Genomic DNA, 15,132 nt, shown 5'->3' with positions numbered 1-15,132 from the left:
GATGTGTGGACGATCACCGGCGACGGGTGAGCGGTACCACCGGCAGCCAAGCAAGCGACCGGTATTGTCGGTGGCCGGTTGGTCAGCACGAGGGGGCGCCCGATGGCGACGGGGTCGGACTGGATGACGCCGGGGGCACACCCGGTCGCGGACGGGGTGTACCGGATTCCGCTGCCGATGCCCGACGACGCGCTGCGGGCGGTCAACGTCTACGCGATCGAGGACGACGCCGGGCTGGTGCTGGTCGACGCCGGTTGGGCGGTGCCGGCCGCCCGCAAGGCTCTCGAGGCGGCGCTCGGTGACCGAGGTCACGACCTCGCCGCGATCCGCCGCTTCCTCGTCACCCACATCCACCAGGACCACTATTCGCAGGCGGTCGCGATCCGCCGGGAAACCGGGGTGCCGATCGCGCTCGGGGCGGGGGAGCGGCCCAGCCTGGAGTTCATGGCGGCCGGCACCGACGAGCCGTACGCCGCACCGCTGGCCCAGTTGCGTGCCGCCGGTGCCGCCGACCTCGCCGACCAGGTGAAGCGGTTGACCGCCGACGCGGAGCAGCCGGAACTCGACTGGCAACCGCCGGACGAGTGGCTGTCCGGTGAGCGTGAGGTGCCGTTGTCCGGCCGCCGGTTGCGGGCGTTGCCGACCCCGGGTCACACCGCCGGGCACTACGTCTTCCGTGACCCGCAGGCCGGGCTGCTCTTCGCCGGTGACCACGTGTTGCCAGGCATCACCCCGTCGGTCGGCTTCGAGGCGGTGGCGGCGCACCGCCCGCTGGGCCGGTACCTGGAGTCGCTGCGGGCGGTACGTGCGTTGCCGGACGCGCTGCTGCTGCCGGCGCACGGGCCGGTGGGCGACAGCGTCCACCGACGGGTGGACGAATTGCTGGCCCATCACCGGGACCGGTTGGCCGAGATGGCGGCCGCGGTCGGTGCCGGCGCGTGGACCGCGTACCAGGTGGCGCGGACCCTGCCCTGGACCCGACGTCGCCGGGCGCTCGACGACCTGCCGCCGTACCACCGGATGCTGGCGGTCAACGAGACGGCGTTGCATCTCGACCTGCTGGCCGAGCAGGGCCGGGTGGCGACGCACCGGATGGACGGCGTGACAGCGTACCGGCCGGTGGCCTGACCACGGGTTTACCTGTGGACTGACCACGGGTTTCGCGGCGGTGTGGGATGCGGTAGTGTCAGGCGCCAAGCAAGCGCTTGTGAGGTGATCGTGATGCTGTCAGCCGACCCGACACCAATCCTGGCCCACGGTGGCCGTCGATGACGGTGATCAACCGACCGGCGGACCCGACCAGCCTGCTACGCCCCGGCATTCTGATCGACGGACAGTGGCGCGACACCGGCACCGGCGGTCGACGCGACCACATCGACCCGGGCACCGGCCGCGTCCAGCAGAGCTTCGCCCTGGCCGGGGCCGCCGAGGTGGACGAGGCGGTCGCCGCCGCCCGGGCAGCCGCCCCCGGCTGGCGCAGTTGGCCCACCGACCGGCGCCGCCAGGCGCTGTCCCGCCTCGGCGACCTGATCCGGGCCAGCGCCGCCGACCTCGCCGCGATCAACGCGCTCGAGGTCGGCACCCCGGCGGCCCTGTCGTACGGCCGCTACACCACCGGCCAGACCTTCTTCGACTACTACGCCGGCTGGCTGGACAAGGCCGCCGGCGATGCGCTGCGGATGCCCGGAGCGCTGGACCTGACCCTGCTGGAACCGGTCGGCGTGGTCGGCGCGATCCTCACCTGGAACCATCCGCTGGCCAACATCCAGACCACCGTCGCCCCGGCGCTGGCCGCCGGGTGCACGGTCATCGTCAAACCACCGGAGCAGGCCCCGTTCGCGGCGTTGCGGTTCGGCCGACTCTGCGCCGAGGCCGGGCTGCCACCCGGCGTGGTCAACGTCCTGCCCGGCGGCCCGGCGGTCGGCGACGCCCTGGTCCGCCACCCCGAGGTGGACAAGATCGGGTTCGTCGGCGGTCCGGCGACGGCGGCCCGGATCCAGGCGGCGGCCGCCCCGACGCTCAAGCCGCTGCTGCTGGAACTCGGCGGCAAGAGCGCGTCGCTGGTCTTCCCGGACGCCGACCTCGACCGGGCCTGCCGGTTCGCGCTGCTGATCACGGCCAACAGCGGCCAGGGCTGCACCATCCCGACCCGGATGTTCGTCCACGACGACGTGTACGACGAGGTGCTCGGCCGGCTGCTGGACGGTCTGCGCGCGGTCACCGTCGGCGACCCGTTCGACCCGGCGGCCCGGATGGGACCGCTGATCGACGCGGCCGCCTGCGAGCGGGTCGTCGGGACCATCGACCAGGCCCGGGAGAACAACACCGGTGACCTGGTGCTCGGCGGGCACCGGCTCGGCGGCGACCTGGCCGACGGCTACTACGTCGCCCCGACCGTCTTCTCTGACGTCGACCCGCACAGTGAGCTCGCCACCGAGGAGATCTTCGGCCCGGTGCTGTCGGTCTGCCGGTTCGACGGCGAAGCCGAGGCGGTCGAGGCGGCCAACGCCAGCCGGTACGGGCTCGCCGGCTATGTGCACACCCGCGACGTCGACCGGGCGATGCGGGTTGCCTCGGCGCTGGCCGTCGGCAACGTCGGGGTCAACGGGGCCGGCGCGCCCGCCGGGCCGTTCGCGCCGTTCGGCGGGGTGAAACAGAGCGGCTACGGCAAGGTCGGCGGGCTCGCCGGACTGCTGGAGTTCAGCCGGGTCAAGAACGTACTGCTGGCGATCGACGAATGAGCTTGTCCGGCGGACCGTCGGTCGGCGGAGAAAGAGGGGTCGGGATGACAACACTGGCGGACGGAGCGGTGCTGGTCACCGGTGCCGGATCGGGGATCGGGGCGGCGACCGCACTACAGGTCGCGGCGGCCGGAGCGGCGGTCGCCGTCAACGACCTCGACCCGGCCGCCGCCCAGGTCACCGCCGACACGGTCGTCGCCGCTGGCGGCACCGCCCACCCCGTCGCCGGGGACGTGGCCGATCCACGGGCCGCCGCGGACGTCGTGGCCGCCGCCGTCGACCGACTCGGCCGGCTCACCGGCCTGGTCAACAACGTCGGCGTGGTACGCGGCGGAGCGCTGCGATCGGTCAGCCCGGACGACTGGGACGCGATCATGCGGATCGACTGCGCCAGCGCGCTCTACTGCAGCCAGGCAGCGCTGCCCGCGATGACGTCGGGCAGCGCGATCGTCAACATCTCGTCGCTGTGCGGCATCCACGTCGCGCCCGGCGCCGGCGCCTACAACGCCGCCAAGGCGGCGGTGATCTCACTGACCCGGCAGATGGCGCTGGAGTGGGGCCCGGACGGGATCCGGGCCAACGCGGTCGCGCCGGGCATCGTCAGCGGCACCAACTTCTCGGCCAGCAGTCGCGACCCGCAGGCCGCGCAGCGACGCGGCGCCGCCGTACCGCTCGGTCGGACCGGGTCCGCCACGGACATCGCCCCGGTCGTGGTCTTCCTGCTCGGCGACGCCGCCCGGTACGTCACCGGCCAGGTGATCGCCGTCGACGGCGGGCTGGGCGTCGCGCTGCAGACGCTGCTGCCGGCATGACCGGAGGGCCGGGCGGTGACCCGCTGGCCACGCCGCTGACCGTCGGCCGGCACCGGCTGCGCAACCGGATGGTGATGACCCCGCACCTCGGCCGCCTGCCGCCCCGGCGGCTGCGGCGCTACGTGGCCGAGCGGGCCGCCGGCGGCGTCGCGATGATCGTGCTCCCCGCCGGCCAGGGGGTGTACGCCAACCCGGTCTACCCGCTGAACGTCTGCGCCGGTGACCCGGACGGCTACGCCGACCCCGACGCCGTCTCGTTCCACGTCCGCGACCCCCGGCACCGCCAGGTGCTGCTCGCGGCGGCGCACGAGCACCTGGCCGGACTGGCGGACGCGGCGCACGGCGGCGGGGCGCTCGCCGTCGGCCAGATCCACCACCCCGGCGCGGAGCGGGGCTGGGACAACTTCCAGCCGACCCTCGCCCCGTCGCAGGTACGGGCCGACGACACGGGAGCCGTCCCGCACGCGCTCACCGTCGCCGAGATCGACGACCTGGCGACCGGCTACCTCGTCACCGCCACGACGATCGTCGCCGCCGGGTTCGACGGTGTCGAACTGCACGCCGGCCACGGGTACCTGCTGAACCGGTTCCTGTCCCCGCACTACAACCGGCGCACCGACCGGTACGGCGGCTCCCCGGCCGGCCGGCTGCGGCTGATCCGCCGGATCCTGCGTACGGTGCGCGCCGAACTGGGGGACCGGTCGCTGCTCGGCGTCCGGCTGACCGCCGGCGAGGAGGTGCCGAGCGGCATCGACGCCGCCGGGGTGGCCGGGATCGCCGCCGGGCTCGCCGACCTCGTCGACTACGTCAACCTGTCGCTGGGCAACCACGACGGGCTGCGCGACGGCCGGCCGGCCACCGCGTACACCGGATCCTGGCTGGTGCCGCCGGCACCGGCGGCACAGACCGCCCGGCGGGTCCGCGCCGTGATCGACGTGCCGGTCCTGGTCTCCGGCCGGATCACCGACCCGGCGATCGCCCGCGGCCTGGTCGCCGACGGCGCTGCCGACCTGGTGGGACTGGCCCGGGCGCTGATCGCAGACCCCACCTTCCCCCGGCGCGCGGTCAGCGGGGACGACGCCGGCATCGTCCGCTGCGTCGCCTGCAACGAGTGCGTACGGGTGCCGTTCTCCTGCCCGGCGAACCCGGCCGCCGGTCGGGAAGCCGAGTTCGCCCCCCGGCCAGCTGCGCCGCCGGCCGGGCCGGCTCTCGTCCGGCGCCGGCGGGCCCGTCGGCGGATCGCCGTCGTCGGTGCCGGGCCGGCCGGGGTGGAGGCGGCGGTCGGTGCCGCGGCGGCCGGAGCCGAGGTGACCCTGATCGAGGCCGCCGACGTGGTCGGCGGGACACTGCGCCACCTGGTCGGCACGCCGCTGCTCGCCGACTGGGCGCCGCTGCTGCACCGGCTCGAGCGGCGGCTGGCCCCGCTGCTGGACCGGCCGTCTCCCGCCGGCGGGCGGGTGGTCCTGCGTACCGCCACCACCGCCACCGCCGACCACCCCGACCTGCTCGGCGCGGACCTGGTGGTGCTGGCCACCGGCGGCCGGCCGGGCCCGGCCGGCTTCCCCGTCGACCGACCGGTACTGACCACGATGGACCTGCTGGCCGGTCGTCGACCGGCGCCGGGCGTGCCGGTGCTGGTGGTCGGCGGCGCCGAGCGGCATCTCGAGCCGCTGATCGCCGCCGACCTGCTGGCCGGGGAGGGCTGGCCGGTCCAGGTGTGCACCGAATGCGTCGACATCGGACCCGATCTGGATCAGCGGACCAGGCCGGCGGTGCTGCGTCGGCTGTACGGCCGGGCGGTGGTGTTCGCCCCGATGAGCCGGGTGCACCGGTGGTCCGGTGGGGCCGTCGAGGTGGAGCAGTTGTTCACCGGGCAGCGGTCGATCCTCGACGCCGGTGCGGTGGTTCTCGCGCACGGCCGTACCGCCGATGACGGGCTGCGCGCCGCGCTGCCCGCGGACCTCGAATGTCAGGTGGTCGGCGACGCGTTGGCGCCGCGCCGGCTGACGCACGCCGTGCTGGAAGGAGCCAGGTTTGGATACGCGCTGTCCGCCGCCGACCGGCGATAGCCCCGCACCGCGGGTCGACGTGCTGGTGGTCGGTGCCGGCCTGGCCGGCTGGTGCGCGGCGGTCCGCGCCCAGCAGGCTGGCGCGTCGGTGGTCGTCGTCGAGCGGTCCCGGCGGCGCCCCGGCTGGGGCAACTCGGTGCTGTCCGGCGGTGCCCTGCATGCCGCGTTGCGCGATCCGCAGACCCCGCCGGGCCGGCTGCGGGCGCTGGTGCGGGAGTCGACCGACGGCTGGGCCGACGAGGCGGTGCTGCGTACCTGGAGCGAACGCCTGCGGCCCACCCTGGACTGGCTCGTCGAGCACGGTGCCCAACTGGTCACCGACGGCGACGCCGCGCACCGGGCGCGGGTGTTCGCCCCGGTGCGCCGCACCGAGCCGGGTCGGCGGTACGCCGGCTTCGGCGTCTGGACCTTCCTGCGCGGGCTCGCCGACGAGTTCACCGCCGCCGGCGGCACCCTGCGGCAGCCGGCCCGGGCCCGACGACTGCGGCCCGCGCCCGGTGCGGCCTGGCAGGTCGGGCTGGACCTGCCGGGCGGTGCCACCGGGTGGATCACCAGCCGGGCAGTGGTCCTCGCCGACGGCGGGTTCCAGGCCGATCCGGGTTTGCGCCGCGACCTGCTGGACACCGACCAGGTGCTGCTGCGCGGCGCCGGCACCGCGACCGGCGACGGCCTGCGGATGGGCTGCTCCGCCGGCGCGGCGCTGGTCCCGGACGCCGGGTTCTACGGCCACCTGCTGGTCCGTGAGGCGCGACAGGACAGTCGACTGTGGCCGTACCCGATCCTGGATCCGTTGGCGGCGGTCGGGATCGTCGTCGGCCCGGACGGTCGGCGGCTGGTCGACGAGAGCCATCACGGGGTGACCACGACCAACGCGGTGGCTCACGGCCCGGTGCCGGACGGCTGCTGGTTGATCGTCGACGACGACGGGTGGCGCACCGAGGGCCGGATCGGCGACCCGGCACCCAACCCGTACCTGCTCGACTGCGGCGCGACCGTGCTGACCGGCTCCGGTCCGGCGGACCTGGCCGTTCGAGCCGGCATCGACCCGGCCGGGCTGTCCGCCACGGTGGCGCAGGTGCTGGCGGCGCCGGAGGACGCGTCGCCGCCGCGCACCGGCCGGCTGCGGCTGGCCGTACCGCCGCTGCGGGCGGTGCCGCTGGTGGCCGGGGTGACGTTCGCCCTCGGCGGGCTGCGGGTCGACGGCCGGGCCCGGCTGTGCGACGCCGCCGACCAGCCGATCGGCGGGCTGTACGCGGCCGGGGCGACCATGGGCGGGCTGCACGGCGGCCCGCGCGCCGGCTACGCGGGCGGACTGCTCGAGGCGGCCGTCTTCGGCCTGGTCGCCGGCGAGGAAGCGGCCCGGTAGCTTGCTCAGCCGGTGAGGTGACAGGCGGACCAGCCGCCGCCGGCGACCGGCACCGGCTGCGGGGTCACCTCGGCGCACACCGGCATCGCGTGCGGGCAGCGGGTGCGGAACCGGCAGCCCGACGGCGGGTCGATCGGGCTGGGGATCTCCCCGGTCGGGGTGGTCCGGCCGGCGAGCCCGTGACTGGCCGGGGTCAGCATCGAGGCCAGCAGCGCCCGGGTGTACGGGTGTGCGGGGTGGCTGTACACCCGGCTGGCGGGACCGCTCTCCACCACCCGCCCCAGGTACATCACCGCCAGCTCGTGACTGACATGGTGGACCAGCGCGAGGTCGTGGGCGATGAACAGGAAGGCGATGCCCTCAGCCTCCTGGATGTCCTGCACCAGGTTGACGATCTGCGACCGGGTGGAGACGTCCAGCGCGCTCACCGGCTCGTCACAGATGATCAGTTGAGGTTCGAGCGCCAGCGCGCGGGCGAACGAGATCCGCTGTCGCTGGCCGCCGGAGAGCGCTCGCGGCGACCGGCGGGCCAGCGCCGGGTCCAGGCCGACCCGTTCCAGCAGCTGGCCGATCCGGCGGCGGCGCTCGGCCGGGGTGAGCCGGGAGTGCACCACCAGCGGTTCGGCGATGCTCTGCCCGACCGTCATCGACGGGTCCAGCGAGGCGTACGGGTCCTGGAACACCATCTGCATGCCCCGTCGGTGTGACCGCAGCTCGCCCCGGCTCATCGCGGCGAGGTCCCGACCGAGGAAGGAGACCTCCCCGCTGGTGGGTTCGATCAGCCGCAGGGCGAGCCGGCCGACGGTCGACTTGCCGGAGCCGCTCTCACCGACCAGGCCGAGCGTCCGGCCACGGGCCACCGTCAGGTCGACGCCGTCGACCGCGTGCACCACCACCCGACGCAGGCCGAGCGCTCCGCGCCGGACCGGGAACTGCTTGCCGAGGCCGCGCAGCCGCAGCACGGCTCCGTCCCCGGCGTCGGTCGGATCACCGGCGCCGGCATCCTCGACGGCTGCCTCGATCGCGGCCGGGTCCTCGCCCGCCGCCAGGTCCTCGCCCGCCGCCGGGTCCTCGGGACCGGTGGCCGGTGCCGCGCCGGTGCCGGGCAGCTCCAGCTCGGCGTGCCGGCCGCACCGGGTACCCCGGTCGCCGCCGTCCAGCACCGTCCACGGCGGGTCCATGCGGGTCCACTCCGGCCTGGCGTGGGCGCACCGGTTGGCGAACCGGCAGCCGGCGGCGGGGAAGTTACCTGGGCGCGGCACCTGGCCGGGAATGACCGGCAGCCGGGTGGCCTTCTCGGCGACCTCCGCACTGGACGAGATCAACGCCGAGGTGTACGGGTGCCGGGGCGCGGCGAACACGTCGCGGACCGGGCCGGACTCGACGACCTGACCGGCGTACATGACGCTGAGCCGTTGCGCCATCGTGGCGATGACGCCGAGATCGTGCGACACCAGCAGCAGCGACATCCCCAGCGCGTCGCGCAGGTCGCCGAGCAGCTGCAGGATCTGCAGCTGGACCGTCACGTCCAGGGCGGTCGTCGGTTCGTCGGCGATCAGCAGCTCCGGTTCGCCGGCGATGGCCATCGCGATCAGCGCCCGCTGGGCCATCCCGCCGGAGAGTTCGTGCGGGTAACTGGCCACCCGCTGCTGCGGGTCCGGGATCCGGACCAGGTCGAGCAGTTCCACCGCACGGGCCCGGGCCTGCCGGCGGTTCATGCCGGTGTGCCGCAGCAGGCTCTCGACGATCTGGTTGCCGACGGTGAACGCCGGGTTCAGGCTGCTCAACGCCTCCTGGAAGACCATGCCGACCCGGTTGCCGCGGAACCGGGTCAGCTCGGCGGGGGAGCGGCCGGTGAGCTCCTGCCCGGCGAAGCGGATCGAACCGCCGGTGATCCGGGCACCGGGCGGCAGCAGCCCGGCCAGGGCGAGACAGGTGATGCTCTTGCCGGAGCCGCTCTCGCCGACCAGGCCGAGCGTCTCGCCGGCGGCGACGCTCAGGTCGACCTGTTCGACCAGGTGGACGGTGTCACGTCCGGAGCCGATGCTGACGGTCAGGCCGTCGACCTCCAGCAGCGGGCGGGTCGTCGTGGTGGCGGCGCTCATCTGCGGCCTGCTTTCTGCGGGTGCCCGCCGGACAGGGCCTGGCTGAGTCCGTCGCCGAGCACCTGGAAGGCGACGACCGTCAGGGTGATGGTCAGGCCGGGGATGAAGATCAGCCAGGGTGCCGAGGCGACCGACGAGAACGCCCGTTGCAGCAGGTTGCCCCAGCTCGCCTCCGGCGGCTGGATGCTGAGCCCGAGGTAGCTCATCGCGCCTTCGGCGACGATCGCCACGGCCATGGTGATGAAGACCTGGACGACCAGTGGACCCGCGATGTTGGGCAGCACGTGCCGCAGCACCGACCGCAGGTGGGAGACCCCGATCGAGCGGGCCGCCTCGAGGTAGGTCTCCTCGCGTACCGCCAGTGCCTGGATGCGGCTGAGCCGGGCGAAGATCGGCACGAAGATGACCGCGAGGGCGAACATGGCGTTGCGCAGTCCGGGCCCGAGCACGCCGACGATGGACATCGCCAGCAGCAGGCCGGGGACGCTGAGCACGGCGTCGATCAGCGTCATCACCAGCCGGTCCACCCAGCCGCCGAAGTAGCCGGCGGTCACCCCGAGCAGGACCCCGCCGAGCAGGCCGAGGCCGACAGCCTGCAGGCAGGCCAGTAGGGAGGAGCGGGAGGCGTACAGCAGCCGGCTGAGCATGTCCCGACCGAGGTCGTCGGTGCCGAGCCAGTGTGCGGCCGATGGCGGGTCGAGGATCGCCCGGAAGTCGGTGGCGTACGGGTCGTACGGGCTGACCAGCGGCGCGGCGACCGCCAACAGGCTGAGCAGCACCAGGTAGCCGAGAGCGACCATGGTCATCGGCTGACTGCGGATCCGGGCGACGAGCGTGTCGCCGCGGTCGCGACGGTCGAGCCCGTCCGGTTCCGGCCCGGCACCGGGCTTGGCGGGGGCGGCGGTGGACGCGGTGTCGTCGGTGCTCACTGGTCGGCTCAAGAGATCCGCACCTTCGGGTTGAGGAGTCCGTAGGCGATGTCGACGAGCAGGTTCGCGGTGAGCACGACCACCGCGGAGACCAGGACGACGGCCTGTACGACGGTGAAGTCCCGGTTGAGGATGGCGTCGATGGCGAACTTGCCGAGCCCTGGCATGCCGAAGATGGACTCGACGATCACCGCGCCGGACAGCAGGTGGCCGAGGCGGATGCCGAGCACGGTGATCGCCGGAGCCGCCGCGTTCTTCAGCGCGTGTTTGCCGATCACTGTGCGCGCCGGCAACCCCTTGGACCAGGCGGTACGGATGTAGGGCTGGGCGTACGCATGAAGGAAACCGGTCCGCAGCTGGCGGGCCATTTCGGCGGCGGTGAACACGCCGAGGGTGATCGACGGCATGATCAGGTGCTGGGCCCAGGGCAGCACACCCTCGCTGAGCGGGCTGTAGCCGGTGGCCGGCAGCCAGCGCAGTTGCACCGCGAAGATGGTGATCAGCATGGTGGCCAGCCAGAAGTTCGGGACGGCCAGACCGGCGGCGCTGCCGAGCAGGCCGAGCCGGTCGACGGCGCGGCCGGCGTAGACGCCCTGCAGGATGCCGGTCGGTACGCCGATCAGCAGCACCACGACGAGGGTGCCCAGGGCGATGCTCGCGGTCAGCGGTGCGCGGCGCAGGATCTCGTCGCTGATCGCCCGGCCGGTGACCAGCGAGTCGCCGAGGTCGCCCTGCGCGATGCCGCCGAGCCAGTGCGCGTAGCGGACCAGGAAGGGGTCGTCGAGGCGTAGCTGCTGGCGCAGCGCGGCCAGCTGTTCCGGGGTGGCGTATTCGCCGGCGATCGCCATCGCCTGGTCGCCGGGGAGCAACGCGACCAGGGAGAACGCGCCCAGCGAGACGATCAGCAGGAGCGGGATCGCCGACAGGAGGCGCCGGAGGACGAGGGTGACCATTCGTGGGTGATCCTTTGGCCGCCGGAACGCTGGCTGACCAGCATCTGACTGTCCGGGCAAGGTACCTAACGAGCGCTTGTTCGTCAACGCCGGGCATCGCCGATCGTGAGGTTGACGAACAAGCGCTTTGTTGATTAGCGTCGCCAGGGATGACCGGTGTGGTGCACGGCTTTCCTCATTCAGCCTCGCCAGGTGGGCACCTGCCGGACCGCGACCGGGCAGGTGTTCGCCGCGCTGCGGGCGGTGCCGGGTGACTGAGACGCGGGTCGCGGTGGTCACCGGGGCCGCCGCCGGCATCGGACGGGCCGCCGCCGAGCACCTCGCGGCGCTCGGCGACACCGTACTCGGGGTGGACGTCGACACCGACGGTCTGGCCGCGCTGCGCCAGCAGGTGAGAGCCGCTGGCGGCCGGGTCGGGACGCTCACCGCCGACCTCGTCGACCCTGCGGCGGCGGCCACCGTCGTCGAGACCTGCCTGCGCCGGTACGGCCGGATCGACGTGCTCGCCCTGGTCGCCGGCGTCGGTCAGGCCGGCCCGTCCGACGCGGTCACCGTCGCCGAATGGGACCGGGTGCTCGACGTCAACCTGCGGGCGCCGTTCCTGCTGGCCCAGGCCGCGATGCCGCACCTGGTGGCCACCGGCGGCACCGTCGTGGCGGTCTCCTCGGTGGCCGGGCTGCGCGGCTGGTCCGGCAGCGCGGTGTACGCGGCGTCCAAGGGTGGGCTGATCGCGTTGATGCGCTCGCTGGCCGCCGAGTACGGTCCGGCCGGGGTACGGATCAACGTGCTCTGCCCCGGTGCGGTGCGGACCCGGCTGGCCGACGAGATGCGGGCCGCGTTGAGCGGCGGTGCGGCCGCGTCGACCGGCGGTGCGGCCGCCGCCCCGGCCCCGGCGCGGCCGACCGGTCGGCGGGCCGAACCGGCCGAGATCGCCCGTACCATCGCGTTCCTGGCCTCGCCGGATGCGTCGTTCGTCGCCGGCAGCGTGCTGCGCGCCGACGGTGGGACGCTGGCCTGACCGGCCGTGACTCCCTACTACGGTGCCGTTGCGCCAGACGCTGAAGCGCCGACACCGGGACGAGTCACTCGTCGACGCCTTTACTGAGGTACTGCTCCACGGCCTCGACCTTTGCGGTCAGCGCCCCGGAAACACCTGGTCGGTAGTCGACCTTCACCACCGTGCTCACCCGTGGCGCCAACGCGGCCACCGCCTCCACCGCCTGCTTGACCACACCCATCACCTCATCCCACGTGTCCCCCTCGACCAGCGTGAACATCGCGTCGGTCTGGTTCGGCAGGCCGGAGGCCCGGACCACCCGGATCCCCTCAGCGACGATCCGACCCACGTCCTCGCCCACGCCCAACGGCGTCACCGAGAAGGCCACCAGCACGGACATAGTCGCTCCCTCCGCTGCGCTTTTCCGACTGCCCGTCCAGGGTAGAGCGGCGGGTCCGGCAACCTCACCGGCCAGCAACAGGACTTCCCGATGCACACCGCGGCGCCGCGGGATCCGTCCGACGGATCCCGCGGCGCCGCTGGTGCGTCCGCCCGCGAAGGGCGGTCCGGGTGGTCAGCCGACCGGTACCCGGCCCTCGGTGATGTACAACCCGTCGAAGATCATGTTCGACCGGGTGGAGCCGCGTTGCACCCCGCCGACGTGGGCACCCATCGCGGTGTGTCCGGCGACGAAGAACAGCGGCACGCCGGCGGCGGCCTCCTCGGAGACCAGGGTGGCCGCCTGGCGCAGCAGGTCGGCCCGCTCGTCGGGGTCGACGGCGGCGTCCGCCTGGACGACCAGGTCCCGCAGGCCGGGGATGGTCTCGCCGGACGGGTTGTACCGGCCGTCCTCGAAGAACCGTTCCCGGAACCGGCTGGACGGTGACCGGGCCGGTGCCATCGCCAGCGGCGCGGCCGCGATCTGCGGCGGCGAGTCGGCGGTGCCGTAGAGCCGGGCCAGCATCTGCGCCGGGTCGATCAGCTGCAGGTCCATGGTGAACCCGGCCTGCTCCAGCTGCGCCTGCACCAGCTCACCCATCCGGACGTACGCGGTGAAGGTGCCGCCGATCTCGGCGGTGAAGGTCACCCCGTCCGGGTAGCCGGCCTCGGCCAGCAGCTCGCGGGCCCGGTCCGGGTCGTACGGGTAGGCGTCGGCCAACTCGGGCGAGTACGGCACCGATCCCTCCGGGAACCACTGGGTGGCCGCCTCGGACCGGCCGTCGGTCAGCGCCTCGGTGATCGCCTCGCGGTTCAGGGCGTACTGCAGGGCCTGCCGGACCCGCACATCGTCGAACGGCTCCATCGCCTGGTTGATCAGCAGCGCGCGGACCTCGTTGGTCGACGAGGACATCACCCGCAGCCGGTCGTCGGCGCAGGCCGCGGCGACCTTGTCGTCCTCGATGTACTGCAGGTCCAGGTCACCGGCCTGCAGCGCGCCGAGGCTGGCGTCGGTGGAGGTCTCGATGAAGTCGATCCCGCCGAGCAGCCGCTCCTGCGCGTTCCAGTAGCCGTCCCAGGCCCGGACACTGACCTTCTCCCGGGCGTACCAGGGGCCGTCGACGGCGTACGGGCCGGCGCCGACCGGGGCGTCGCTGAACGCGGTCGAGGAGCCGGCGGCCTGCACTGCGGTCGGCGAGGCCATCAGCCCGGGCCGGTCGGACAGGACGATCGGGAAGGCGGCCGGGTTCGGCGGGTCCAGCTCGAACCGTACGGTGTGCTCGTCGACCACCTCGACGGCCTGGACGTTGGCCAGGTCGCCCTTGATGTTCGACTCCTCGTCGTTCATCGCCCGGTCGATGTTGAAGCGCACCGCCTCGGCGTCGAACGGGGTGCCGTCGGAGAAGACGACGCCGTCGCGGAGTTTGAACTCCATGCCCCCGTCGTCGACGACGCTCCACTCGGTGGCCAGGCCAGGGATGGGCAGGTCGTTGGCGTCGAGCTTGACCAGCGGGTCGAAGATCGTCTGCAGCACGGTGATCTCGTTGGCCTCGACCATCCGGATCGGGTCGAGCGAGCTGGCCGGCACGCTGCCGTACTTGAGGATCGCGGTCGGGTCGTGGGCCACCGTGCTGGACGTCGCCTGCGGGCAGCCGGGCGCGGCGGTGGCGTTGTCGTCGGTGGTGTCGGAGTCGGTGTCGGAACTGGTGCTGCAAGCGGCGAGCGGCAGCAGGGACAACGCCAGCATCGGCGCGAGTGTGCGGTGTAGGGATCTCACTTTTCGGTCCCACCTTCGGTAGGCGGCAGTTGCTCTACCAGCGGTGCGGCACGGCACGGCGCCGGCGAGAGTAGGCGAGGAAGCTACCAACAAAGCGCTTGCTTCGTCAACGGCACGTTGCGCCGATGTTGCCGCCCGATGCCGAAGGTCAGTTCCCGCCCAGCTCGGCGGCGATCAGCCCGGCGGCGGTCCGCAGCGCCGCCGCGACCTCGGGGATCCGGATGTTCGGGCAGCGCGCGGTGGGCATCCCGGCCGCCAACGCGCCGCGCACCCGCCCCGTCGTGTCGCGCAGGCAGACCCCGATCCCGGTGATGCCCCGCTCGCTCTCCTCGCGGTTCACCGCGTAGCCGAGGCGACGTGCCGTGGTCAACTGGCGACGCAGGGTGGCCAGATCCTCGACCGCAGGGCCGTACACCGCCGGCAGCCCCCGCGGATAGAGCACCTCCAGCTCCGCCGGGCTGAGCTGGGCGAGCAGCACCTTGCCGCCCGAGGTGCAGTGCGCCGGCATCGACATCCCGGCCCGGGATCCGACCCGCAGGCCGTGGGTGGCCTCCACGCCGTCGAGGAACCGGACCGCAGTGCCCTGCAGCACCGCCAGGTGCACCGTCTCCTGCAGCTCACCGCTGAGCCGCTCCAGATGTGGCCGCACCACGGTGCGCAGGTCCGGACCGGCCCGGCCGGCGAGCAGCCCCAGGTCGGCGAAGACCGGCCCGGGAAGGTACGCCCGGCGGCCGTCCTGGACGGCGAAGCCGTGGTGCTTCAACATGCCGAGCAGCCGGTGCGCGGTGGACGGCGCCACCCCGAGGTGGCGGGCGGCCTCGGCCACCCCGAGCCGGGACCGTTCCCGCAGCAGCAGGATCAGGCGCAGGGCGTTGTCGACGGACTCGATGGGGTACGGCACGGCGTTCTGCACCAGAGAATTATGACCACGTGATCATTCCGTCG

The 15,132-nt window shown here is 73.5% G+C and carries 12 protein-coding genes; 6 read left to right on the top strand and 6 right to left on the bottom strand.

Features of this window, described 5'->3' with window-relative positions:
* Positions 1-102: 102 nt before the first annotated feature.
* From O7553_RS14290 to O7553_RS14270, 5 genes are all read left to right on the top strand, one after another.
* Positions 103-1,128 carry an MBL fold metallo-hydrolase gene (locus tag O7553_RS14290; RefSeq protein ID WP_281555284.1) on the top strand — a complete coding sequence of 342 codons (1,026 nt, stop codon included), beginning with the start codon at positions 103-105 and terminating at the stop codon, positions 1,126-1,128.
* A 140-nt stretch (positions 1,129-1,268) separates the two neighbouring features.
* The gene (locus O7553_RS14285) at positions 1,269-2,741 is read left to right on the top strand and encodes an aldehyde dehydrogenase family protein (RefSeq protein ID WP_281555283.1); all 1,473 of its coding nucleotides are present in this window, start codon (positions 1,269-1,271) and stop codon (positions 2,739-2,741) included.
* Between the two features lie 44 nt (positions 2,742-2,785).
* A complete protein-coding gene (locus O7553_RS14280; protein ID WP_281555282.1) occupies positions 2,786-3,553 on the top strand; it encodes an SDR family oxidoreductase in 768 nt (255 codons plus the stop codon).
* Positions 3,550-5,622, top strand: coding sequence for an FAD-dependent oxidoreductase (locus tag O7553_RS14275; protein WP_281555281.1), 2,073 nt, complete (start codon positions 3,550-3,552; stop codon positions 5,620-5,622). The genes O7553_RS14280 and O7553_RS14275 overlap by 4 nt, the downstream gene beginning before the upstream one ends.
* The gene (locus O7553_RS14270) at positions 5,588-6,988 is read left to right on the top strand and encodes an FAD-dependent oxidoreductase (protein ID WP_281555280.1); all 1,401 of its coding nucleotides are present in this window, start codon (positions 5,588-5,590) and stop codon (positions 6,986-6,988) included. The genes O7553_RS14275 and O7553_RS14270 overlap by 35 nt, the downstream gene beginning before the upstream one ends.
* A 5-nt stretch (positions 6,989-6,993) precedes the next feature.
* Here the strand turns inward: O7553_RS14270 and O7553_RS14265 are convergent, their stop codons facing one another.
* Genes O7553_RS14265 through O7553_RS14255 form a run of 3 tightly spaced genes read right to left on the bottom strand, consistent with a single transcriptional unit; the run spans position 6,994 to position 10,975 of the window.
* Positions 6,994-9,093 (bottom strand): dipeptide ABC transporter ATP-binding protein, encoded by a 2,100-nt coding sequence (locus O7553_RS14265; protein WP_281555279.1) that lies wholly within the window; start codon positions 9,091-9,093, stop codon positions 6,994-6,996.
* Positions 9,090-10,034, bottom strand: a complete 945-nt coding sequence (locus O7553_RS14260; protein WP_281555278.1) for an ABC transporter permease — start codon at positions 10,032-10,034, stop codon at positions 9,090-9,092. The genes O7553_RS14265 and O7553_RS14260 overlap by 4 nt, the downstream gene beginning before the upstream one ends.
* Positions 10,031-10,975, bottom strand: a complete 945-nt coding sequence (locus O7553_RS14255) for an ABC transporter permease (protein WP_281555277.1) — start codon at positions 10,973-10,975, stop codon at positions 10,031-10,033. Before O7553_RS14255 ends, O7553_RS14260 begins: the two co-directional genes overlap by 4 nt.
* Before the next feature lie 250 nt (positions 10,976-11,225).
* On the opposite strand from O7553_RS14255, the gene O7553_RS14250 reads away from it, so the two are divergent.
* Complete coding sequence (locus O7553_RS14250) at positions 11,226-11,993, top strand: SDR family oxidoreductase (RefSeq protein ID WP_281555276.1); 768 nt, start codon at positions 11,226-11,228, stop codon at positions 11,991-11,993.
* A 64-nt stretch (positions 11,994-12,057) separates the two neighbouring features.
* Here the strand turns inward: O7553_RS14250 and O7553_RS14245 are convergent, their stop codons facing one another.
* The 3 genes from O7553_RS14245 to O7553_RS14235 form a co-directional block, all read right to left on the bottom strand.
* Complete coding sequence (locus tag O7553_RS14245; RefSeq protein WP_281555275.1) at positions 12,058-12,372, bottom strand: MTH1187 family thiamine-binding protein; 315 nt, start codon at positions 12,370-12,372, stop codon at positions 12,058-12,060.
* Positions 12,373-12,546: 174 nt separating this feature from the next.
* Entirely contained in the window at positions 12,547-14,157 is a 1,611-nt protein-coding gene (locus tag O7553_RS14240) for an ABC transporter substrate-binding protein (protein WP_281555274.1), read from the bottom strand.
* A 178-nt stretch (positions 14,158-14,335) separates the two neighbouring features.
* On the bottom strand, positions 14,336-15,100 hold the full coding sequence (locus O7553_RS14235; RefSeq protein ID WP_281555273.1) for an IclR family transcriptional regulator: 765 nt from the start codon (positions 15,098-15,100) through the stop codon (positions 14,336-14,338).
* Between the last annotated feature and the right edge of the window lie 32 nt (positions 15,101-15,132).

Source organism: Solwaraspora sp. WMMA2059, assembly GCF_027497315.1.
GTDB lineage: Bacteria > Actinomycetota > Actinomycetes > Mycobacteriales > Micromonosporaceae > Micromonospora_E.
Note: the sequence above shows the minus strand (reverse complement) of the source record. Positions and strands in the feature narration are given on the sequence as shown.